Here is a 24,279-nt window from a genome sequence, read left to right on the forward strand (position 1 = left end):
GTCTTTGTGTACGTCTTGGGTCGTTGAGGTTTGCGTGCCCAAATTGACATTGCGCCCACTGCTCTGGATCCATCATCTTCATCATAATCGCCTCGAATATTTAGCCCTAGACGATCTGATCACAATGCGGGGAATGAGTTCAAAAAAAATCCCTGAGCATTGTTCAGGGATTTGTGTATGAGAGACAGGCATTTAGCTGGCTTTCAGTGTTTACACGAACACAGATGAGGTATCGATAGGTTAAATATCGTCCATCCGGATAGTGCTGTGAACTAATCGTTGCTGTTGAGTTTTCTCAACTCGAATTAAGCCTTCTAATGCCGCACGCGCATCTTCAGCGGTGGTTGAGTTGACGGTTTTTTCCAATAAGCCAATCAGACGATTTTCCAAGTCGAGATGTAAATTCAACACATCATCTTCGTTCATATTGGCGGGTAACATGGTATCTTGGCAACGCTTAGTAAAATCTTCAAACACAAAGTCTTTATACCAAGTATCGAGAACCCTCGCTGGCGCCTCATCCATATAATCACGCAATTTTTCAGCGACATGCTTTTGATGAGATTCAAAATACTCCAGCATCATCTTTACTCGAGCGGAGTCAGCATGATTGTTCAGTCGGCCATAGAGTTGCGCCATATCTAAGCGGCAGTTCGCCACATACTCAAGTAAATCACGTAATTGTTGAATACGCATATAATGCACTCCAGTGTTAAGCCAACTACTTGGCGCTATTAACTTTGTCTGGATTCATTATGTAAGTAAAAGCGTTACGAATATTTGAACAAGGTCATAATTTAACTTTCGCAACGCCATCTAATTTAGGAAATCTTGAAGAAACAAGGTGCAGATCACGCATTAACCTTGCTGTTTTATTTTTTACAAAATAGAAAACATCATCGACAACAGCCGCAGGGCAGGTAAATCCTGCAACACTTAACCACATTAGTATTAAAAATAACCACGAAAACAAAGGTTAATAAATTGCAGCGATGAACGTGCTCAAAAATGCTTGGAATAATCAACAACGGAACAGACATGTTAAGTGTACAGAAAAGTAAAATAGCGCTATGTCAGTTGCGATAACTTAGTTTGAAATGATGAAGATTTTATGGGGAGACTAACGAGAAAAATTGGAGCGACATATCAGGTTCGAACCGATGACCTATACCTTGAAAAAGAAAGGTATCGCAATATCAAAAGCACAACTGAGCTAATGCTAATTGAGTACTTGATTATGGGGAGATTTAGAAAATTGGAGCGACATATCGGGTTCGAACCGATGACCTATACCTTGGCAAGGTATCGCTCTACCAACTGAGCTAATGTCGCATTTACATTTTAAGACTGTAACCGTCTGAAATTGGAGCGACATATCGGGTTCGAACCGATGACCTATACCTTGGCAAGGTATCGCTCTACCAACTGAGCTAATGTCGCATAATTAGTGCTTCACATTCGCCTTCAACATCGACAAAGGTATCGTCTATCAACCTTTATCAACTGAGCTAATGTCGCATAATTTTGTATTTAATGACTTGGTGAATCACTAAATTTGTATTTGGAGCGACATATCGGGTTCGAACCGATGACCTATACCTTGGCAAGGTATCGCTCTACCAACTGAGCTAATGTCGCATTTTGTATCGCTGCTAAATTTGCCTTCAACATCCACAAAGGTATCGTCTATCCACCTTTGCCAACTGAGCTAATGTCGCATATCCTGCATTTAATGACTTGGTAAATCACTAAATTTGTAATTTGGAGCGACATATCGGGTTCGAACCGATGACCTATACCTTGGCAAGGTATCGCTCTACCAACTGAGCTAATGTCGCCTTTACTTATTTGACTAGACAATCATGCCCGCACCAAAAAGTTGAGGCCGCATTATATGAAAAATTTATGCGGCTGCAACCCCTTCTTGCAGATTTATCTGCTGATCGGTCAAATTTTAAATACTTTGCTGCGGTAATACTGTAATTCAGCGATCGACTCTTGGATATCTTGCAGCGCTTGATGAGTGTTTTGCTTTTTGAAACCTGCCATAGTTTCAGGGCTCCAACGCTTCACTAGCTCCTTAACCGTGCTTACGTCTAGATTGCGATAATGGAAGTAGTCCTCCAATTCACGCATATAACGATTTAAGAAGCGACGGTCCTGACCCACGCTGTTACCACACATAGGCGAGACACCCTTAGGCACGTATTGCTCTAAAAATGCGATGGTTTGTGCAACAGCCTGCGCTTCGTTCACTTGGCTGGCACGCACTCTATCGATGAGGCCCGATTCACCGTGATGTTTTTGGTTCCAATCATCCATGGCCGCCAGTACTTCATCCGATTGATGAATAGCAATCACTGGCCCCTGACCGATAATATTGAGTTCTTGGTCTGTTACTAAGGTAGCAATTTCAATGACCCTATCGACATCGGGTTCTAACCCAGTCATTTCGAGATCGATCCAAATGAGATTATTTGCGTCTGCCGCCATAATTGCGCCTTATCATGTCAGTTAGCCTAAATTCAGGCTTTTTTATTCAAGAGCGTGTATCATACTGCTTTTTTCAAACACAAAATATCACCTAATTGACGAAGACAAACCAGTGAGTAAAAAGAAACCCCTAAGCCAAGGCCAATTACGCCGTATGCGCGCCAATCACGAGAAACGCCTCAATCGTGACAATGGTGATAAAAATGCGCCTGAGTTACAGGATAGCTCACTCGGCCCAGAACAGAGCGGAACCGTGATCTCCCGCTTTGGTCAACATGCCGATATTGAAACCGAAGATGGCCTGATTGTGCGCTGCAACATTCGCCGCACCATTAGCAGTTTAGTGACTGGCGATAAAGTGATTGTACGCTTAGCTATTGAAAGCCAAGCAAATAGTGGTATAGCTGGCATTGTGGAAGCAGTGCATCCAAGACGCTCTTCCCTCTCGCGCCCCGATTTATACGATGGCGTGAAAATTATCGCCTCGAATATCGACCAAATTTTGATTGTGTCTTCCGTATTACCTAGCTTTACCACCCAGATTATTGACCGCTATTTAGTGGCAGCCGAAGACACGGATATTCCGCCGATCATCATTTTGAACAAAATTGATCTGTTAACGCCGGAAGAAGCACCCGCCATCGAAGCTGCCTTAAAGCGCTACGAAGCCATTGGATATCCAGTATATAAGGTCAGCAGTAAGTTAGGCGAAGGCTTAGATACCATTAAAGCCCTGCTGAAAGATAAAGTGAGCGTATTTGCTGGCCAGTCTGGTGTGGGTAAATCCTCTCTGGTCAACGCCTTACTGCCCGAAGCCGAGCTACTGGTAGGCGATGTCTCCGACAACTCTGGGCTTGGACAACACACCACGACCACCGCTAAGTTACTGCATTTACCGAGTGGTGGTGATTTAATCGACTCCCCCGGCGTGCGCGAATTTGCCCTCTGGCACTTACCCGCCCAACGTGTCGGTTGGTGCTTTATCGAATTTCGTGACTTTTTAGGTGGCTGTAAATTCCGCGATTGTAAGCACGGCGATGACCCAGGCTGCGCCTTAAAAGCCGCAGTCGAAGCGGGTAAGATTAGTGAAGATCGCTTTAATAACTACCATCGTATTATCGCAAGCCTTGATGAGCAGCGTCACGCTCGGCAATTTCGCGCCCAAAGCGATGAATAACGAGTACAACAAAGCCATCACAACGAATAGAATTAACGCAAAACAAGTCTCAACCTAAGTTGAGCAACATAAAGGAAAGGAACACAAATTGGATAAAGTTAAAATTGCGCTGCAGTACATGCTGCCAAAGCACCTGTTATCTCGCTTAGTCGGTAAACTTGCCGCTTCCGAAGCTGGCGCATTAACGACTGCCGCGATTAAATGGTTTATCAAGCAATATAAAATCGATATGAGCGAAGCGGCTCAGAGCGAACCTGAGGCTTATAAAAGCTTCAACGACTTTTTTACCCGTGCACTTAAGCCTGGTATTCGCCCAATTAATACTGCGGCCAACATCATGGTGCACCCCGTTGATGGCGCCGTCAGCCAACTTGGTCCCATCAAGGATGGGCGTATTTTCCAAGCTAAAGGCCATCACTATTCTTCACTCACTTTGCTTGGCGACCAAGCCGAAGATGCCAAACGCTTCGAAGGTGGTGATTTTGCGACAATTTATCTGGCTCCTAAGGATTATCACCGCATCCATATGCCGATTAAAGGCACCCTGTCGAAGATGACCTATGTGCCAGGTGAGTTGTTTTCCGTTAACCCATTAACGGCGCGCCATGTACCAGGCCTGTTTGCTCGCAACGAACGTGTTGTGGCGATTTTTGAAACCGAGCTTGGCCCACTGGCTATGGTATTAGTGGGTGCAACTATTGTGGCGAGCATCGAAACCGTTTGGGCAGGCACTATTACGCCGCCAACCGGTAAGCAAGTATTCACTTGGGAATATCCAACGGTAGGCCCTGACGCGATTACCTTAGAGAAAGGCGAAGAAATGGGTCGCTTCAAGCTTGGCAGTACCGTCGTCATGCTGTTTGCCAAAGATGCTATCGATACCTTCGCCGAAGGCGTTGAACCCGAAGCCGTAACGCGTATGGGTCAAGCCTTTGCTAATCTGAAAAACCAGGCGTCAGCCGACTAACTACGGCGACCCAATTGAGCCAGACCAGTAAACCTTCGGGATTAATCGAATTACACTTAGCTGTGCTGATGTTTGGCGGCACAGCGTTGTTTTCAAAGTTAATCCCCTTAAGCGCACTCGATATTACCTTCCTAAGATGTGTCGTCGCGGCGTTTGTGTTGGCATTGCTCATCAAATTCCGCGGTAAATACTTAAGCCTTGCCAGCAAACAGGATTATTTGGTTGCTATCGGCTTAGGTGTGATAGTCAGCTTGCACTGGGTCACCTACTTTGCCGCGATGCAACTCTCATCGGTCGCCATCGGCATGATCGCCTTCTTCACCTATCCAGTGATGACGGTGATTGCCGAGCCATTATTAACGGACAATAAAATCAAGCTGATGGATATTATCAGCGGCATTTTCGTGCTGATAGGTGTTGTACTGCTGATCCCCGAAGCCAATCTTGGCAACGACACGACTTTAGGAATTGCGATCGGTATTCTGTCGGCAATGTTATTTACCGCCCGTAACCTACTGCAAAAACGCTATTTTTCCCAATATAGTGGCCCCCACGCCATGTTTTATCAGACCCTAGTGGCGGCGGTGTTTCTTATGCCTTGGCATAAAACCGAGTTACAGACTATCTCCCTCGAGACCTGGGGCTTGATTGTGCTGCTCGGGGTCGTGTTTACTGCCGCGCCCCATGCGCTGTTCACCTCGGCATTGCGCCAATTAAGTGCTAAAACAGTAGGGCTAGTCTCCTGCCTTCAACCCTTTTATGGGGCCATGTTGGCTTTGCTGATTTTAGGTGAAGCACTGAATGTAAATACTTTGATAGGCGGAACCATCATAGTCGCCACCGCCATCTTTGAAACCCATCAATCCCACCAGTCACAACGGCGAAAAAAGAACATTTGAAACATACCAATCTTGGCCCAAGTTGGCTAAGATGAGTGCGTCTTTCGCCTCTAATTGCTTTTGCCTATATGCCACGTATTTTATTGTTCGTTATTGCTTTTTTGTCTTTTTCTCTCCATGCCAATTCGCCCTTGCAATTGGACAAGCGTCTTGGCCTAAACAACCAAAATCAGCAACAAAATATTAGCATTGACGATCAAATTGTTGAGCTTAAAAACAACATTGACAGACTGGCGGCCAATGCGAGCAGTTTTCAGCAGGCGCAGCTGGATTTTGAAAAAAATAAAAAGGTCATCGATCAGGGCTTAAAAGAGGCCACTAAGCCATTAAAGCTGGATAAAGGAACAGATCTTAACCAGCAAGCCTCGATGGCTTATTTACGCCTATCTGAGTTAAAAGAGAGCGAGGCGGCTCTCGGCAATCAAGTCAACGAACTACTACAGCGGCATAATCTACTGCCTTCCGTCATTGCCAATGCAAGACAAAATGTGCTGCAAAATAAAAAAACGGAATTGGCGCCTATCGATACGCCTGCGGGTGAATTACAACAAATACAGCGGATTTTCTTCGAACAGAGCCTAGCCACACATGAGGCCGAGCTTGCCAGTAGCCAAAAGCGTATCGAACTTACCCAGCTACAGTTACAGTTAGTTCGCCAGCAATTGAGCCAGCAAGAAGCCTTTATTGAAACTATCAATAAGGCGATCAACAAGCAGCGCCAACAACAAACCGATGCCACGCTGGCCAAGAATTTAGTTGATACCACTAAAGTCATCGATCCGATTACACGCAATATCGCCGATACCAATCAAATCTACGGCCAAAAACTGCAAACCTTAACCTTGCAAATCAATAACGTGGTAGAGCAGCAAGAACAGGCTGAGCTCCAATATCAATCCCAAGCCAAGCAACTCGCTAATATCCAAGAGCAAATTACTTGGGTCAAAATGAATTCCGCCTTTGGCGAACGCTTTTTGCAGATGTTGCAATCGCTGCCCAAACCGCCAAACCATGAAAAACTACAAACTCTTATCGCCGATGCGCGTCTCGACAGGTATCACCTAGAGCAACAGCAGGCACTCAACGAACAAGAACTCGAACAAGCCAATCTCTATAATGAGGGGCAGATTAAGTTGCTGCGCTCACAGCAAGCATTGCTGACTCAGCTAATGCAGAGTTATGACCAGTATTTGAGTGAACTAGGCAAGCTTAAAGTGAATTATCAGCAGCTTAGCCAACAGCACCTGACGCTAAAAAACACCCTAAACGAACATCTATTTTGGGTACCTAATGCCGCGAGCATTAACAAGCTCTGGCTCACCGATATTCAACGTAGCGCCCTATGGCTAATCCAACAGGCACAATGGGGACAACTGAGCAAAGCTTGGCAGGAGCAAAACGACTATTGGTCATGGTGGATCATTCTGCTAGTGCTCTGTTTAGTGGTTCAAGATTTAATAAAACCTAAATTCAATCGATTACTCGGCAACTATGCAACCTATGTGGGTAATGTGACTCAGGATAAATTTATTTATACCTTCAAATCCTTAGTCCTTAGCCTAGGTTATGCCTTAATCAAACCGCTCCCCATAGTGGCAGCAGGATGGATTTTCTATCAATCAGACCGTAACTTTGTGCAAGCGGTCGGCATGGGAATTTTAGCAATAGGATTGGTTTACCTATTGTATCGATTGATTTTTATTCTTGCTCTAGATAAAGGCGTATTGGTAGGTCACTTCAAACGCCCCTCAAAACTGATTCAGGCAGGCCAGCTCAGGCTCAAACACTTTGTATTTGTCGCCAGTCCCTTGCTTGGCATTATGGGCTTTACCGAAATACTCGATGCCTCGCTTATCCGCAACAGCATTGGCCGCGGCGCATTTATCTGTTTTTGTGTGGTGTTATTCTTGTTATACAAGGATATTTTGCTATTAAGCCGGCAAAATAGCGTTGCTCAAAAAGAGGGGAAGAACAAACGGCTGATCCAAAAAATGCTCTGGGCATTGTTGATCGCTGTTCCCCTGCTGAGCGCTGGGCTCGCCTTTAGGGGCTACTACTTCACCGCATTCCAAATGCTGTTGCAATTACAGCTATCGATCATATTGGGATTAAGCTTTTTACTTCTCTATCAATTAATTAAACGTTGGATGTTGATTGAGCGCCGCCGCATTGCCTTCGACCGCGCGAAAGCGAAACGGGCTGAGCGTTTAGCCCAACGGGAAAAGGGCGAAACACACCATAGCTCCAATGATGGCTTAGATACCTACGAAGAACCCGTAGTCGACCTCGAAACCATTTCGAGTCAGTCCCTTGGATTGGTGCGTTCCTTATTGCTACTGGCGTTTTTAGCCAGCTTGATTGGCCTGTGGACGCAAACCCATACAGCGCTGTTTTCCTTCTTGGATGGCATCACCCTCTGGACCACCAATACCAGCGTCAATGGTGTCGAGCAGCAGCTCCCCATCACCATGAAATCGCTGTTATTCGGCTTAATCGTCGTTGGCTTCTCGCTGATGATTGCGACCAATTTACCCGGTTTGCTTGAGCTGATGATCCTACAGCGTCTCGACCTGACACCGGGCACTGGCTTTGCTATCACCACAGTAAGTCGTTATTTAGTGGTATTTTTAGGCCTGCTGATTGGCTTTTCAAATCTCGGGATGGAATGGTCAAAACTGCAATGGTTGATTGCAGCCTTGTCACTGGGTCTCGGTTTTGGTTTGCAGGAGATTTTTGCCAACTTTATCTCGGGTTTGATTATTCTATTCGAAAAGCCAGTGCGTATTGGCGATACGGTGACAATCCGCGATCTCACCGGAACTGTGAGTAAAATCCAGATCCGTGCCACCACTATTATCGATTGGGACAGAAAGGAAATTATCATTCCTAACAAGGCTTTTATTACCGAGCAATTGATTAACTGGTCGCTGTCGGACCCTATTACCCGTGTCATTGTTTATGTGTCGGTTGCCCGCGATTCGGATCCAGCTAAAGTGGAAGCAACGCTTTATCAAGCGGTGCAAGAATGTGAAAATGCGCTGCCGAATCCAGAGCCAGAAGTGTGGTTTGCGGGCTTTGGTAAACATACTCAAGACTATGAAGTACGAGCCTATGCAAAAGATATGTCGGCACGCTGGCCACTACGCCACGATCTGCATAAACGCATTACCCGTAAGCTTAAAGAAAACAACTTGGAACTCGCCTATCCGCAAATGGAAATCCATATTAAAAATGGCCAAACTCGCGATCAGGTCGGCATAATCCGCAGTTAATAGGAAAAATCACATGCTTATTTTTGCTCACCGTGGTGCCAGCGGTTATGTGGCAGAAAATACCTTAGCCGCCATGGCCAAAGCGATTGAATTAGGCACCAAAGCCATTGAGTTGGATGTGCACAATGTCGAAGGTGAGTTAGTCGTATTTCATGACCGCAGGCTCGACAATAAAAGCTCAGGCCAAGGCATTATCCATTTAGTAAATAAGGGCTACCTAGAGCAAGTCACGGTTAAAGGCGAACCCATTCCCACGCTTTGGCAAGTGCTCGAACTGGTCGCAGGTCGCGCCACGGTAAACATTGAACTTAAAGGCGTAAATACAGTAACGCCACTCCTCGAACTTTATCCAAAAGCCATCACCGAGCTAGGGTTCAGTACCGAGCAATTACTGATTTCCTCCTTTAATCATCCTTATTTACAGCAAGTTAAACAGGCTCTGCCACAGGCATTAGTGGCGCCCTTGCTCGCCAGTATTCCCCTCGATGGCGCAGCGGTCGTAAGCGAGCTAAACGCATATTCTTTGCATTTAGATGTGAGTTTTATCAGCCAAGCTCTAGTGGATGACGCCCACCAAAGAGGTGCTAAGATTTATGTTTACACCGTCGATCACAGCGATGATATTCATGCACTTAAGCAACTTGGTGTCGATGGCATCTTCAGCAATTACCCCGATCGTGCGATGCAGGCGCTAGCACACCCGACCAATACAGACTATCGCGGTTATTTCGAATAACCGCATTTCACGGACTTAACGCCTTAAGCTTGGCTATTTCGCTGTGCCCAATAGCCGATAAAAATAAACATGGCGACGATCAGCAAAAACATCCAATGGGATGGCATGGCAACGATTTGCCTTGCCACCCAAGGCGTAGCTTTAACGATCAATAGGCCATAACCAAAGGCATTCACAATGATAAAAACCAAGGTTCGCAGGATAAAAGAGTGACCAACTAAATACCGTCTGATGATGCGATTCATATCGGCTGAAAACACTAAAATCAAACACACCACCATGGCCGTGGCGATATCGAAGGACCAAGGACGCAACATATTTCCTAAATGGCCAATAATGGCGACTAACTGATCAAACATAAGATTCAACCTAAATAGCGCTGCAAAAATAAAACAAGACAGCAGCATATTGAAAAATAACGACAACCAAGCATAAAGGGAGACGACATGGGGCACAAGTTACTCTTACTCACTAAGGCGAATGAACAATATCGCCAGCTCATTGAGGCGCAGCAGTTGCCCGGGCTTGAGTTGCTTGATGATAATCCCACCAATATTGCACAGGCCGATATCTGGCTTGCCGAGCCCAAACTTGCCGCGCCACTACTGCCGCATGCAAAGCAGTTGCAATGGCTGCAATCCAGTTTTGCGGGCATTGATGCCCTGATGGGGCCAAGGGCAAGAAAGGATTATCAACTCACCAACATCAAAGGGATTTTCGGCCCCTTAATGAGCGAATATCTATTCGGTTATCTGCTCGCCCACGTGCGAGGACACCATTTCTACCAAGCGCAACAGCGGCAAAAAATTTGGCAAATACAAAGTGCTACGCGCACCAGTTTACAAGGGATGCGATTATTACTCTTAGGCACAGGTTCCATCGCCCAGCATGTTGCCAAGACGGCTAAACAGTTCGGCATGCATGTCACAGGGATAAATCGCAGCGGCCGTGAGGTCGAAGGCTTTGATGTAATTTTGCCGCTCTCACAGCTCGCACAATGCTTAAGCCACAGCGATGTGGTCACTAACTTACTGCCAAGTACACCAGAAACGCGCCAGCTTCTGAATGAGTCAATGATCGCTAAGCTCAAAGCCGATGCTATTTTGGTAAATGTTGGCCGCGGTGATGTACTCGATCTCGATGCCCTCAATGCCCAGCTGATTGCCCAACCTGCGCAGCAAGCCATTCTCGATGTATTCATGCAGGAGCCACTCCCTGCAACGCATCCGATTTGGGAGAGGCCAAACGTCATTATCACGCCCCATATCTCAGCGCCGAGTCAACCTGAGCAAATCGTCGGTATTTTTAGCGATAACTATCGCCGCTATATAGCAGCAGAGCCGCTACAAAATCAGGTGGATTTTACTCAGGGTTATTAATCGAGGCTCAATCCCTATGGCAGAAAAGAAAAGGCAATCAAAGATTGATTGCCTTTTGATTCAAACTTTGGATAGCGACGATACTAAACTTTAAAACTGCGTTTTAAAAACTGCCCAACCAACACGGTATGGGAATCCATTTCGCTAATCACTTCATCATTGAGGTCAACCATTTCACAGCCGAGTTGGTGGCTGGAATGGGTAAACTGTGACACATTAACCACGCTTCGGTTCATCTCATTTGCCACACTCGATTGCTCTTCCACCGCGCTAGCAATATGGTGATTCATATCGGTAATGGTCACTATGGCCTCACGTATGGTACGCAGCGCCGCACCCGCTAAATCCGCTGTGGTAATACATTCGGAGGCAGCTTCAACCCCTTCATGCATACTTTGCACAGCTTTATTTGTCCCCTGCTGCAACAGATTAATCATACTGTGGATTTCCTTTGTTGCATCATGGGTACGTTTCGCTAACGCCCGCACCTCATCGGCAACAACCGCAAAACCACGTCCTTGCTCCCCTGCCCGTGCAGCTTCAATGGCGGCATTTAATGCCAATAGGTTTGTTTGCTCTGCAATGCTTTGAATGACATCCAGCACCCTACCAATATCTTTACTATGCCCTTCTAATTCGCTGATAACTTTCGAGGTTTCGTGCAACTGTTGCGCCATGGCCTGAATAGATTGAATCGTACTCAGCACAGTTTTATCGCCGTTGATTGTTTGCTCTGATGCCATCTGTGAAGCGCTCGCCGCATCGGCACAGTTAGAAGACATATCACCAAGGGTCGCTGTCATTTGCTGCATTGCAGTTGCTACTTGCTCGATCTCAGAAAGCTGTGACTGGCTTGTATTTTGAATTTCTTCGCCTTTTGCCGCTGATACTTTGGCTTCTTGAGTCACCTTATCGCAGGAATCACGGGCACGACCGAGCACAGATTTTAACTCTGAGTTTTGCATTTGCAGTGCAAGTTCTATCGAGCCAACATCATCGGATTGTCCAGTGTAGATATATGCCATTAAAGGGTTATCGTAGATTTTCTTCGCCTTAGCGACCAAAGCCCGATAGCGACCTAAAATCAAATTACCGCCAATAAACAGCACTAAGGCACTGATGGCTAGCGCCATAAATCCCACCACTCCCACTTGCAGCGCCAAATACAGCATGGGCAACAAAGCCGCAAACACTAAAAGCGCTAACTTAGTTGGCATATCCAAGATTCGTTTTAACGCGTTAACATGGCCGCTTTTATTTAACTCGGCGTAGGCCGCCTCTGCTCTGTTGATCTGTTCGCGGCTGGGTTTAGTACGTACCGACTGAAACTCGGCCACCTGACCATTAATAACAATGGGAGATACATAAGCATCAACCCAATAATGGTCACCATTGGCACAGCGGTTTTTAACAATGCCTTTCCAAGGTTCACCTTTACGGATAGTTTTCCAGAGGTCTTCAAACGCTTGAGGGGGCATATCGGGGTGACGCACCATATTGTGGGGTTGCCCCAACATCTCATTGAGGGTATATCCCGCTACAGTGCAAAAGGATTGATTGGCGTAGGTTATATGACTCTGAGTGTCAGTGGTTGACAGTAAAATCCAATCCGCTGGATAGTCATATTCACGTTGTGTTACAGGCAAATTTTTTCTCATGATAACCCTTGGATCTATTATGAATTTATTATTCAGTCATCCATGAGCTATCCTTCCCTGATACCAATTCAATCATCCATTTTGATCTAAACACTCAGCCTTGATTCACGCTCTTTGAGATTAGCTCAAAAAATGTGCTAAAGGTAACAAAATAGAAAATTGAGAAAACAAGACCACCAACAATATTGCATTTGATAAGCGTTTTCATTTAGAATTAGCCCAACTTATGTTGGAGTTCCAAAAATGTACGTTTGTCTTTGTCACGCCATCACAGATACTCAGATCAAAAACGCAGTAAGCCAAGGCGATACAAGTCTTGCTGACGTTAAAAAGCGTTTAGGCGTTGCCGATCAATGCGGCAAATGCGCAAGAATGGCCGTACAAATCATCCAAAACCAACTCGAAATCGAACCTAATTACTACGAAGTCGCTTAACTTAGAATCTTCAACCCCTTTAAGCAAAACATCATTTTTGTGCTCACTGCTATTCCTAATCGCTAACATCCACATCGTTTTGAGATATTGCACAATATCAAGCTTAAAAACAGATATTGCCGCACATCCCCTTAATGGGACATCCCACTCAGTCAACAGCACAAATGCTTGTCGCTCAATGGGATGCACTCTGTTTATCGGCGTTTTAATAAATACGCAGCTTCATTCAACCAAGGGACTTCTTTCTTAACAAACCTCGGGTTGTCCGCAAGCACGTCCTGACAATCCAAGAGCTGGATTTCAAAATCGTCACTTAAATGTGTTTCTACCCAAGTTGGCGACACCGCAAAAGGTGGCCCACTTAAAGCGTCCTGCGGGTAGTCTAAGGTCACCAATAAACCAACACTGCCCGAAGGCAATAACTGCGCTAATTGCTTGGCATATTGCGCCCGCATACTCTCAGGCCAGGCAATCAAGGCCGCGCGATCATAAAAACCACTCACTTGCGCCGTAATAGACTGATGTAAGGTGAAGATATCGCCTTGATACAAACTTATCTGTTCGGTTTGGTAATGCTGATGTTCGCCTTCTGCACTTTGCTGCATTGGCAATTGGTTATCGCTAAAAAACTGTTGCACAGCGAGTTCATTCAACTCACAACCAATCACTTGATGCCCCTGCTCGGCTAAAAAACACATATCCAAAGACTTACCACACAGGGGAACAAAAACCTTGGCATCGGCGGGAAGCGCCAATTGATGCCAATACGTGACGAGGAAAGGATTAACGTCTTGTTGATGAAAACCAATCTGTTGTTGCTGCCACTTCTCGTGCCAAAAACCAGGTTCCATAGGTATATCTCAAAAGGCTAAAGTTATCCTTACTCTAATGGCATTTACGAGTGGATGCAAAATCTCAAATACGGCAAGTTAATCATAGCGATGGAAATAGTTAATGATTAAGACAATGCTTCTTGCACCCGGCGTAACCAAGCACAGTTATCACATTGGCATTGGCGACGGGAAAGATGGTGTGGGCTGAGTGAAGAATCAATAAAGTCGACGGCAATAAGCAATTGTTGCTTAAGCTCGGAGATGGATTTTTGTTCGACGGCCACCAGCTCATCATTCTGGTTCATCCAGATACACTCCATGCCTTGGTGGCATGTTAGACACTGCTCATCGCTATCATTAAAAAATACCGCATGTGGACAATGAGTCACTTCCATTGACTGTAAAATTCGCTTACGCGGAAACTCTAATAACTCGATCAATAAAGCCTTATCTGGGGCGGGCATATGCCCTCCTTAAATCCACTTTGTCCACGGGAAATTTAACAAAAATATATCCCAATCCAATGTGCTTAAGATTACCTAGACTCTATACGATTTAACTTGATATAAATCAAAGTCAGCGACGAAATGATGGGATAGGTGAGCCGCAAACAGTGCGCATTTTATCCTCTTAAAATAAATCTCCGCTCCTATTTGCTTAACATACCCGCTTGCTGTTTAAATAACCCAAACAAGGAGCCTCGCATTGCAAACACCCCAACTACAACATTTTTACATTTCCGAAGAGCAATCGATTTATTTGCTCAAGGCTAACGATGCCCGCAAGCACAAGGCGTGGATCCGTTTATGTAAACAACAGTTAAGTAAGTTGGGTTATCGAGAGATTGAGTTTATCGGTAAGGGGGCTTATGGCTTTGTGTTTGCGGGAATTAATCAGGCCGACGAAGCCCATGTATTTAAATTCTCAAGAATTAATCTGCCGCAGCATATTCAAGACCGCTTAGAGGAAGAAGCCTTTATGCTGTCCTTGCTCAAACACCCCAATATTCCGGGGGCGATCAAATTTGAGCGGGTCGGCAAACAAGGGATTTTAGTGATGGAGCGGGCTAAGGGCGAAGATCTCGAGCAGCTTTGCCGCCGCTTAGGCGCTCTGCCCCCCGCGATGGTAATGAGTATAGCCCGCCAACTCGCCGATATTCTCTACTATCTACGCACTGGCAAACCCTTAGTACATGGCGATATTAAGCCTTCAAACCTTGTCTATGATATTGAAAGCCAACACTTATCCTTAATCGACTGGGGCTCCGCCGTGTTTGCGCAACGGGATGAATATAACAAGGCCGTCGAAGACAATGTGATGACGCTGATGTCGAGCGATCAGCAACACACCAATGCTCGCATGGGAGATGTGTATTTTATTGGCGAAGAACAGCTAAACGGCGCACTCTCCAGCCCACGCTTTGACGAGCAAGGCGTGGCGGCGACCTTGTATGCCTTGGCCTCTGGACAGGCGAGTCGCTTCGGTGCGCAGGTTATCCCGCCCACCAGCATTGGCTTACCGATGGAATTAGCGCGCACCTTGGAAGGCATGCTCAGTAGTGATGCCGTGCAGCGCAATCTAGCGGGAGATTATTTTCTCAAAAGCATGCGCCACAGCCATAGATTGCACTTACCTGAATTGCCAAAAGCAGAGCTGATGGGGGACATCCCCGTCTGGGTCCAATCCCGTGAAAAAGATGTCGAAACCGTCAGTTACAGTTCGCGTAAATCATTCTTAAAAGAACATAATGCTTACGATCCCATCGCCAAGATGGACGATATTCAACTCGAAAAATACTATCGGAACTTCTTAGCTGGCATGGGCGACACCGAAAAAGGCTTTATCGCCGCCGTGGGTCGTCTAGGCCAATATCCGATCGTGGGCGGACTAGCGATTCATTGGCAAGAAACCGGCGTGTTTATTGATTCTAATCTTGCCATTTACGATGCCAAACAAAAAAGCGCGCTCATCATCGCCGTTAATAATATGGTGACCCTCGCACGGGGAATTAAACGGATCGGCGTCTTTAAGGCCTGCTTTTTTAACGCCAGGGATACGCTGCATATCGAGCGTGAAAACATTTACGAACCTTTTGTCGCCAGTGCCGATTTACAACTGCCCTTTGAAGTGGGCGATGTGCCAACCCTCGAGGATAAATCGCGGCTGCATTCTTACTTTGAAGATGGTAAGGATCCGGATGAAAACCTTGAACTACCGAACGAAATTATGGAGGAATTGGCACGCATCAACCAAATCCACCATACGGGTTGCATTATTTTTGAAGCCCTACCGAACCACTTAAAGATCCACAGCTACTTAAAGTTGCTCAACCCGCGTAAACAGGCGGCGTTTCGCGCCAGCCTCGACCGCATTTTGCATTATGTCGGTAAAATTCAAGGTCATGGCGTTTCCGGCTTTATGAAACTGCCCTATAAAAATACCCGTCGCTTTACCCATATTGAACGTAAGCCCGAGTATTTTTATCCTAAAAATCCAAAAGAAATAGGCGCTTAACGATTCTATTCGCTAGCGCCTATTATGCTGATAGCCAAACCAAGACTAGATAGGCGAGCCTGGCGGTAAAGTTAAGGGCTTAGGGATAAGCTTTTTATTAGCATCCAAGAGCCCCGCACTAAGGCCCTGCTCCAAACCGTTATAGTGGGCAGCCACTTTAGCATTGGCTCGGTTAGCTTTGGCTTTGAGCTGCTTTATCACAAATTGAGCACGTTCAAAGAGCGCAGCCTTAACCTCTGGCGCAGTTTGCGGATCATGGTAGGTCGACAAGAGTTCATCGATCACCACCGCATTAACGCGCATCCACACACCTTCAACTAAGCCAAGCTTATCTTCCTGATATAACGTCGCGGCAAACAACTTATTCAGTAGGGTCTCAACCGAGAGTTGCTCATTATCGGCCATCGCCGCTTGGCTCACACGATTTAAGCGTTTTGGCATGAGCAGTAAGCTTACAGTGTGGCGAGCAGACACTTCTGCCATGCCAAGGGGATCGCTCGCCACCCCAAGCCCCGATTCAAACGACTCCCGCGTTGGCTGATAATTACCCGCTTTAGGGACTAAAGTGTCTAACAATGTTTGTGGGACCGTTAGACTGGCTGCATCTAAGGTGCTTAACAACGCATCGAGACCCGACAATTGTAATGGCGGTGCAATATAGCTCCAGCGACCGCCCTCACCGATAGACAAATAGTGATAGTCGGTGCCGCCAATAAATTTTGCGACAGCCTCGATTTGGTAACGATTGAGTAAATAGATAGGTACAAAAGCATCGACCAATTCACCAAGCGGCTCGCCTGGCAATAAGGCCGCTCGACTGAAGCCTTCAATCGCCTTGGCACGAATGCGATTTAGCTCCAATAGTTGAGCGATTGGATCATCACCACTGTCCCACAAACTTGCATAGGCGTGACTGGCATCCTTTTGGCGTGAGTCGGCTTCACCGATGTAACGCAGTCCCTTACGCGCGACCTCGGCCAACAACTGATTTTGCAGCGCCAACTGGGCAGTCACATCGCCTTCATCGCTATAACCGTAGGCGATGGCAAAGTTATCCCACGGCCCGACACCAACGCCATAAGGTGCTGAAATATCAATATCATTGCCTTTCAGCTGGATCTTGGGATGGGGGTAATCCATCACAGAGGCATCCTGATTGGTTGAGGCAGCAAAGTTATGATCTAACCCTAAGGTATGACCGACCTCATGGGCAACAAGTTGCCGAATACGCGCTAATGCCAGCTCATTAGCGACCTTCTCTGCCGCCGCTCTATCCTGCCACCCTGCGGTTAATCCTTTGGCAATCAAATAATCTTGGCGTACCCGTAAGCTCCCTAAGGTCACTTGGCCTTTGATGATTTCGCCAGTACGCGGATCGTTGAGCGCTGCGCCATAGGACCAGCCTCGCGTCGCACGGTGGACCCACTGGATCATGTTGTAACGGATATCCTGCGGATCGGCATCGGGCGGCAACAGTTCAACCTTAAAACCGTTGATAAACCCCGCTTGGGTGAAGGCCGTTTCCCACCAGCGTGCGCCATCGAGCAGTGCCGAGCGAATAGGCTCAGGCACACCGGGGTCGAGGTAATAGGTGATAGGTTTAACCACCTCACTAGGCGCAGGGCCTGGGTTCACCTTTTGCAGGCGGTGGCGCAAAATAAACCGCTGCACCAGAGGCTCAGAAAAATCTGTCGCATAGTCGCGGTACTCATCGGATAGATAGCCGCTCATCGGATGATAGGCGCGAACTTGATAGCCTTCGCCTGGCAATTCAACAAAAGAATAACGCATCCGTACAGACATAAAGGTGCCATCGGGCGTGACCTTAGCGACTTGCTCGCCAGCAACATCGCCCTTAAAGGTCAATTGCACATCTACATCGCTATTGTTTTCAAAGGATTTAACTCCTGCGGGCAAAATCGCCGAGCGGGTTAAGTCGAGACGATAATTGCCCTGTCCCGTCTGTTGCAGCACATGTGAGACACCGTGCAGATCATTAAGCACTAGCTCACTGATCGCCACCATATCCGGCTTACCTTCGAGCAATTTTCCCTGCCACAATACCGAATCGGCAAAGGCTTCCTCTACTGCTCGTTTTTCGGCGGCATCTTGGGTATTGGCGCGATACTGGGTGTTTAGTTGCTTAAGTTGGATATAAGGGCCTTGGCGCTCAAACTGCACCATGCGGGTTTGACCTAACTGGCCACGATCTAAGCCGATATCGTTAGAACCGACCCCTTCAGGCAAGCTAGTCACCAAGAGAAAGGGCTGATTGAGGCGACTCACCTCAAGGTATAACTCCCCTTCGCTCGGTTCATAGTAAAAATTGAGAAATCCCTTGGCTACTTGGCTTTGTTTAACAATTTTAGTGCTTGGCAGAGTAGCGGCAAAGCTAAGGGCTGGCAAACCTAAGAGCAGGATGGCGAGGGCTAGGCTATGGGGTTTCATCTTTCCTCCTGAACTGGCTGTCTACGTGGTCACGCTATGAAACTAACCACGCGGGGCCATCACTGGCCCCGGGCGAACAATTAATGGTGATTATGTTTGTGCTTAATCCAATGGGTTAAGGTTTCAAATAATTCGGATAGCACGATAGGCTTAGTAATATGGGCATTCATCCCTGCGGCGAGACTCTTTTCCCGATCTCCAGACATCGCATGGGCTGTCATGGCGATAATCGGTAAGGCATCAGCGCTGTAACGTTCACGCAGTGCCCGCGCCGCCGTTAAACCATCCATTACTGGCATTTGAATATCCATTAATACCGCATCAAAGGGCCGCGAGTCGATAATATCCAACGCAATTTGGCCATTTCCTGCGACGACGACTTCGTAACCCGCACTCTTTAACAGCTCTGTCGCGACCTGTTGGTTGATAAAGTTATCTTCAACCAAGAGCACTAAACCTGTGTGCTCACCTTCTTCGACAGCCACTTCAGCAATAGGCTGTGCGACATTGAGCCTTGGCTCGTCGGCAAAGGCGGCAATAATCTCATCGAACAAGCTCGAGGCCTTAAAGGGCTTTTGCAACACAGCAAACACATTGGCACTATCGACTTCAAGTTGCAAAGGTTCAGCCGCATAGGCCGTCATCATAATAATGATTGGCCGTTTCGCGATCCGACCTTCGGCCACCATGGTATCGATGGCGCTAATAACATCACTGCCATCCATTTCTGGCATCATCCAATCGAGCAACAATAAATCGATAGGATCACGCGACAACTTGTACAGCGCCTCGGCGCCGCTCGCGGCAGTATCCACCTCAAAGTGGAAATCGCGCATCAACGCTGAGTAAATTTGCAGTGCCGTTGGGTTATCATCCACCACAAGTGTACGTAAATTATTGAGTTTTTCAGGCACGACTAAGGGCTCGACTTTAGCTTCTTCGGCAATTTCAAAACTGATGGTAAAGCTAAAGGTACTGCCGACGCCTAACTCACTCTGCACTTGCATCTTGCCACCCATCATGGAGACCAAATGCTTACTGATCGATAAACCTAAGCCTGTGCCGCCGTATTTACGGGTCGTCGAGCCATCGGCTTGGGCAAAGGCATCGAATAACTTTTCCTGCTGATCTTTACTGATCCCAATACCGGTATCCCGCACCCAGAATTTTAAGGTAATCCGGTGATCACGCTCGCCGACATCTTCACATCCCAGTTCAATCTCGCCGGATTGGGTAAACTTCACCGCGTTCGACAACAAATTGATCAGCACTTGGCCTAGACGCAGTGGATCGCCCTTAAGAATGAGCCCTGCCGTCACTGGCGCATACAGCAATAATTCAACGCCTTGTTCCTGCGCCTTAAGCGCGTTGAGATCGAGGGCATGATCGAGCACTTTATCCAGCGGAAACGGCACCCGCTCCAACTCTAACTTACCGGCCTCAATCTTAGAGAAGTCGAGAATATCGTTAATAATTCGCAGTAACGACTGCGCCGAGAAACCGGCTTTTTCGAGGTAATCCTTCTGCTGCGCCGTCAGCGAGGTACGCTGCGCCAACTGCAACATACCGATAATAGCGTTCATTGGCGTGCGGATTTCATGGCTCATATTCGCCAAAAATTCACTCTTGTACAGGTTGGCCAATTCCGCATCCTGCTTCGCCTCCAACAGCGCCACTTCGTTACTCTTATGACGCGTGATGTCCTTATGGGTACCGACCATACGCTTAGGCTGACCATCGGTGGTAAATTCCACTACCCGTCCACGGGAAAGCACCCAGTGATAACTACCATTTTTACCTAAAATCCTAAACTCGATCTCATACGCATCGACGGGATTTTGCAGATACTGATTACGATATTCTTCGACCCGAATTCTATCGTCGGGGTGTGTTAGCTGGTCGATAGCCGACACTAACGCTGGGAATTCATTGGGTTTATACCCCAGCATCGAATAATAGGATGGGTTGCAAATAATATGTTCCGAATCCAGATACCAGTCCCATAGACCATCCTCTACCGCATCCATCGCTAAATGGTAACGCTCCTCCGACAGACGTAACTGTTCGGCGGACTCGTACTCACGCGTGACATCGCGCCACACGGCAATTAAGCCTTGCAGCTCACCACGGCGGTTATAGAAAGGCAGTTTCAGGGTGTCGAGCAACACAGGTTTGCCCGCTAACTCGACCTTCTCTTGATAACGCAGCGGCGTGCGATCTTTTAGGATCTGCTCATCCTCGGCACGAATACGAATGCCCATCTCTGGCGAGGTTAAATCCTCCGACGACAGACCGATCATCTCACTTTCGGTGTAACCCAACATCCGCTCGGCGGCCTTGTTACAGCCGAGGTAATTGCCCTCTTTATCTTTAAAGACAATGGCTTCTGGGATGGAGTCGAGTAAGGATCGCAATAACGCATATTCACGTTCGCGGCGCTCGGTAGCATCTTTTAACCGCTCAGTACGACGCGCGACCAGTTTATCGAGTCGTTTATTTTGCTCGGCCAGATGGTGAGTATATTGCTTGTTTTCCTCAAAAATGCGGCTGACCAATAGGAACCAAGGCTCCCAACCAGGGGTGATTTTTTCCGGCGGTTTACGCGGTTCTTGGGAGCAGCCCTCTAAGTGGGATAACAGCCGCGATGCAGGGCTCACAAAAGAGCGGCGCGTTTGCCAGTGCACTATGGTCACCAGCACCGACAGAGCGATGACCACAAGGATAAAGGTCAGTTGCAGTTTTTCGACCGAATCTTGGAACAGATCGTCTTCATTTTGCAGATACAACAAGCGCCAAGGCGCATTATGCAGCGCAACCGAGTGGATATAGTAACCGTTACGAATAATGCCTTCGTGGGCGTCGAATAATTCAGACTCAGGCAACGAATGCAGCTCAGAAGGAATGCGCTGGCTGATGTGATACACCCGATTGATATCAGAGCCATCAAAATCACTGTGGGATAAAATATTATTCTGCTGATCGAGCAGGATCACAGTCCCCGGCATTTTGAAGTACACCCGAATTTGCCGCGCCAATGAGGCTAAGGTCATATCGAGGTTTATCGAGCCCATAAACTCATCGTCGAGATAAACGGGCACACCTAAGGTGGTCAATAAGCCTTTACCTGTGGAGTCGACGTAGGCCTCACTCCAAAACACGCTGCGTTGCGGGTTCATCGCTGGCGTCGCGTATTGGAATTGTTTTTTATTGAGCAACTCGTCTCTAAAACGTTGATCATCATTGGTCCAAGGGAAGTAGGACATCATCCGCTGGCGCGATAAATAATAAATCGCCGAGGCTTTAGGTGCCGCTTCTTTGGCGACAGGGAAAGACAGCGACAACTCGAACAGCATTTCAAGCTCTTGGTAGAACTTATCACTGCGACCATCCAGGGAGCCTGCACCTGTGATCCGTCCCATGTTGGTAAAGGGTTTACCGCCCTTGGCGTAGTTAGGCTCTAAGGTAAAATACTGACCACTCTCGTTAAATTTGCCGTATTGGGGTAAACGATCCTTACGCACTAGCTCACCTAAACGTAGGTGATCCACGGCCACATCCCGCAGACTCTTGACCGCGCGGATGCTCGACTCCAACAGCAAGTCAATTTGCAATACGTGGCGCTCGACCTGCTCTTCGCGCTGCTCCATTTGCTGGGTTTTCTGGCGATCGAAAAACATCCACGCCGTCAGCAACGACAGGACAATCACGCCGATATAGGTATAAAAAACGGCGCGGTTATAGTTCTTTTGGATCGGCGATTTTAATTGGAGATCCGGCTCACTCGATTTCATCCACTACCCTTGATTGCAGCGCTTGATTTTAGCCATCGGTGGCAAAAGTGACTGAGTACATTTATGGCTTCATATATTAGCAGGAAGAAACCCCGAGTCGCATCAAATAATTGCCGTACGAAGGCTGTCAAAGTCTATGATTAGTTGCTTGAAAAATCATAGAAATGCGTAAAAACAAAGGTCCCACGAGTGAGACCTTTTGTAACAATAAAGTAAATAACTAGAGATGTTCTTCGGCGTATTCGGCCAAGCGTGAACGCACCACCCCATTCAAGTACAGGTTGGCACTGCCTTCAAAGTCTTTAAAGCGTTCGACTATGTAGGTTAATCCCGAGGTCACTGCGGTGAGATAATTCGAATCGATCTGCGCTAAGTTACCGCAACAAATCAATTTTGTGCCTTCTCCCATCCGAGTGATCATGGTTTTGATCTGCGACGCCGTCAGGTTTTGACATTCATCCAAGAGCACGATGGAGTTTTGGATAGAGCGGCCGCGCATAAAGTTGATCGACTTAAATTGGATATTCGCCTTCTCCATGATGTAGTTCAAACTGCCGGTCGGATTCACATCATTCTTATGTAGCACTTCTAAGGTATCGGTAATCGCCGCCAGCCATGGCATCATCTTCTCTTCTTCGGTGCCGGGTAAAAAACCTATCGATTCAGCGATTTCTGGCGTATTACGAGTCACAATTACCTTATCGTAGCGATTACGCTCCACCACCAGCTCCAATGCCGCCGCCATTGCCAGTAAGGTTTTACCGCAACCCGCTGGCCCCGTTAAGATCACTAGATCGATATCGGGATCGAGCAGCGCCTGCAACGCCATACCTTGGTAAACATTCTTAGGTTTAACTCCCCACGCCTCGAGGTTTTTTAAGCGCTCGCGGCCCAGATCTAAAATATGCAGATGGGTATCGCTACGCTCGGTGACGCGGCCACAAAAATCAGATTCGGTATCAATCAGATACTGGTTTATGTAGAAGGGTTCGTTATCTAAATCTTTCAGTGGGACTTCGTGAATCGTATGTCGACCATGGCGCTCGGTGGATACCTTGTTTAAATGCTCCCAAAAATTCCCTTCGAATTGATAAAAGCCCTTGCTAAGGAAACGAATATCATCGATCAGCTGGTCGGTTCGATAATCCTCAACCAATTGAATGCCCGCGCCCTTGGCCTTAAGACGCATATTGATATCTTTGGTAACTAACACCACGGTACGTGGATGGTGGAGGTTTTGCAGGTGCAGAGCGGTATTGATAATGCGGTTATCGTTGCCATCCCCCGGCAGGGCGCCTAGGGTAAAATCGACAAGATGGTCAGGGAAAATAGACAGCGCCCCTATCGCATCGGCATGCCCTTCTCGACTCGGTAAAGGGACACCATTAATGATTTGTTCCGGTGTAGTATCACCGCCTAAGGTATCTTCCAGCGCCCGTATGGCGACCCTAGCATCCCGACTCACATCACTCTTTCGATCTTTAATCTGGTCTAGCTCTTCTAGCACTGTCATCGGAATGACCACATCGTGCTCTTTAAACGAATAGATCGCCAAAGGTTCATGTAGTAACACATTGGTATCCAGTACAAACAACTTTCTGTCGTCTTGTTCCATGGCGCCTCCAGAGTGCTCGATTATTTTATGTTATATCTCGTTCCCAGTGAGTGGATATGGCT

General features: G+C 47.1%; 17 protein-coding genes and 4 tRNA genes. 8 read left to right on the top strand and 13 right to left on the bottom strand.

Features of this window, described 5'->3' with window-relative positions; all coding sequences use genetic code 11:
* Positions 1 to 240: 240 nt before the first annotated feature.
* From AEA42_RS02250 to orn, 6 genes are all read right to left on the bottom strand, one after another.
* A complete protein-coding gene (locus tag AEA42_RS02250; protein WP_037426974.1) occupies positions 241 to 696 on the bottom strand; it encodes a hypothetical protein in 456 nt (151 codons plus the stop codon).
* A 560-nt stretch (positions 697 to 1,256) separates the two neighbouring features.
* A tRNA-Gly gene (locus AEA42_RS02255) sits at positions 1,257 to 1,332 on the bottom strand.
* A gap of 32 nt (positions 1,333 to 1,364) precedes the next feature.
* Positions 1,365 to 1,440 (bottom strand) — tRNA-Gly (locus AEA42_RS02260).
* A gap of 122 nt (positions 1,441 to 1,562) precedes the next feature.
* Positions 1,563 to 1,638 (bottom strand) — tRNA-Gly (locus AEA42_RS02265).
* Between the two features lie 124 nt (positions 1,639 to 1,762).
* A tRNA-Gly gene (locus AEA42_RS02270) sits at positions 1,763 to 1,838 on the bottom strand.
* A 109-nt stretch (positions 1,839 to 1,947) separates the two neighbouring features.
* Entirely contained in the window at positions 1,948 to 2,493 is a 546-nt protein-coding gene (gene orn / locus AEA42_RS02275; protein WP_037426972.1) for an oligoribonuclease, read from the bottom strand.
* A 112-nt stretch (positions 2,494 to 2,605) separates the two neighbouring features.
* Between orn and rsgA the strand changes: the two genes are divergently transcribed.
* From rsgA to AEA42_RS02300, 5 genes are all read left to right on the top strand, one after another.
* On the top strand, positions 2,606 to 3,670 hold the full coding sequence (rsgA, locus tag AEA42_RS02280) for a small ribosomal subunit biogenesis GTPase RsgA (RefSeq protein WP_037426969.1): 1,065 nt from the start codon (positions 2,606 to 2,608) through the stop codon (positions 3,668 to 3,670).
* 88 nt (positions 3,671 to 3,758) lie between these two features.
* Positions 3,759 to 4,637 (top strand): archaetidylserine decarboxylase, encoded by an 879-nt coding sequence (gene asd, locus AEA42_RS02285; RefSeq protein WP_055646843.1) that lies wholly within the window; start codon positions 3,759 to 3,761, stop codon positions 4,635 to 4,637.
* A 14-nt stretch (positions 4,638 to 4,651) separates the two neighbouring features.
* On the top strand, positions 4,652 to 5,536 hold the full coding sequence (locus tag AEA42_RS02290; protein ID WP_082389599.1) for a DMT family transporter: 885 nt from the start codon (positions 4,652 to 4,654) through the stop codon (positions 5,534 to 5,536).
* A 68-nt stretch (positions 5,537 to 5,604) separates the two neighbouring features.
* On the top strand, positions 5,605 to 8,808 hold the full coding sequence (locus tag AEA42_RS02295) for a mechanosensitive ion channel domain-containing protein (RefSeq protein WP_055646863.1): 3,204 nt from the start codon (positions 5,605 to 5,607) through the stop codon (positions 8,806 to 8,808).
* 13 nt (positions 8,809 to 8,821) lie between these two features.
* Positions 8,822 to 9,544, top strand: coding sequence for a glycerophosphodiester phosphodiesterase (locus AEA42_RS02300; protein WP_055646844.1), 723 nt, complete (start codon positions 8,822 to 8,824; stop codon positions 9,542 to 9,544).
* A 23-nt stretch (positions 9,545 to 9,567) separates the two neighbouring features.
* On the opposite strand, the gene AEA42_RS02305 is transcribed toward AEA42_RS02300, so the two are convergent.
* Positions 9,568 to 9,903 (bottom strand): DUF3392 domain-containing protein, encoded by a 336-nt coding sequence (locus tag AEA42_RS02305; RefSeq protein WP_047534684.1) that lies wholly within the window; start codon positions 9,901 to 9,903, stop codon positions 9,568 to 9,570.
* 87 nt (positions 9,904 to 9,990) lie between these two features.
* Between AEA42_RS02305 and AEA42_RS02310 the strand changes: the two genes are divergently transcribed.
* Complete coding sequence (locus tag AEA42_RS02310; protein WP_055646845.1) at positions 9,991 to 10,923, top strand: D-2-hydroxyacid dehydrogenase; 933 nt, start codon at positions 9,991 to 9,993, stop codon at positions 10,921 to 10,923.
* A gap of 83 nt (positions 10,924 to 11,006) precedes the next feature.
* On the opposite strand, the gene AEA42_RS02315 is transcribed toward AEA42_RS02310, so the two are convergent.
* On the bottom strand, positions 11,007 to 12,581 hold the full coding sequence (locus AEA42_RS02315; protein WP_037414119.1) for a PAS domain-containing methyl-accepting chemotaxis protein: 1,575 nt from the start codon (positions 12,579 to 12,581) through the stop codon (positions 11,007 to 11,009).
* 243 nt (positions 12,582 to 12,824) lie between these two features.
* Here AEA42_RS02315 and AEA42_RS02320 point away from each other — a divergent pair, with 243 nt between their 5' ends.
* Positions 12,825 to 13,016, top strand: a complete 192-nt coding sequence (locus AEA42_RS02320) for a bacterioferritin-associated ferredoxin (RefSeq protein WP_037414050.1) — start codon at positions 12,825 to 12,827, stop codon at positions 13,014 to 13,016.
* 194 nt (positions 13,017 to 13,210) lie between these two features.
* On the opposite strand, the gene AEA42_RS02325 is transcribed toward AEA42_RS02320, so the two are convergent.
* Together AEA42_RS02325 and AEA42_RS02330 are read right to left on the bottom strand one after the other, a co-directional pair.
* Positions 13,211 to 13,867, bottom strand: a complete 657-nt coding sequence (locus AEA42_RS02325; RefSeq protein ID WP_055646846.1) for a thiopurine S-methyltransferase — start codon at positions 13,865 to 13,867, stop codon at positions 13,211 to 13,213.
* 107 nt (positions 13,868 to 13,974) lie between these two features.
* A complete protein-coding gene (locus AEA42_RS02330; RefSeq protein ID WP_037414054.1) occupies positions 13,975 to 14,313 on the bottom strand; it encodes a hypothetical protein in 339 nt (112 codons plus the stop codon).
* A 241-nt stretch (positions 14,314 to 14,554) separates the two neighbouring features.
* Here AEA42_RS02330 and AEA42_RS02335 point away from each other — a divergent pair, with 241 nt between their 5' ends.
* Positions 14,555 to 16,363, top strand: a complete 1,809-nt coding sequence (locus AEA42_RS02335) for a protein kinase (RefSeq protein ID WP_055646847.1) — start codon at positions 14,555 to 14,557, stop codon at positions 16,361 to 16,363.
* A gap of 45 nt (positions 16,364 to 16,408) precedes the next feature.
* Here AEA42_RS02335 and AEA42_RS02340 read toward each other — a convergent pair whose 3' ends face one another.
* The 3 genes from AEA42_RS02340 to AEA42_RS02350 all read right to left on the bottom strand — a co-directional run bounded on the left by AEA42_RS02340 (position 16,409) and on the right by AEA42_RS02350 (position 24,217).
* Positions 16,409 to 18,811, bottom strand: a complete 2,403-nt coding sequence (locus AEA42_RS02340) for a zinc-dependent metalloprotease (RefSeq protein ID WP_055646848.1) — start codon at positions 18,809 to 18,811, stop codon at positions 16,409 to 16,411.
* Positions 18,812 to 18,891: 80 nt separating this feature from the next.
* Positions 18,892 to 22,602, bottom strand: coding sequence for a response regulator (locus AEA42_RS02345; RefSeq protein ID WP_055646849.1), 3,711 nt, complete (start codon positions 22,600 to 22,602; stop codon positions 18,892 to 18,894).
* 220 nt (positions 22,603 to 22,822) lie between these two features.
* Positions 22,823 to 24,217 (bottom strand): PhoH family protein, encoded by a 1,395-nt coding sequence (locus AEA42_RS02350; RefSeq protein ID WP_011627270.1) that lies wholly within the window; start codon positions 24,215 to 24,217, stop codon positions 22,823 to 22,825.
* Between the last annotated feature and the right edge of the window lie 62 nt (positions 24,218 to 24,279).

This window comes from Shewanella sp. Sh95 (genome assembly GCF_001308045.1).
GTDB lineage: Bacteria > Pseudomonadota > Gammaproteobacteria > Enterobacterales > Shewanellaceae > Shewanella > Shewanella xiamenensis.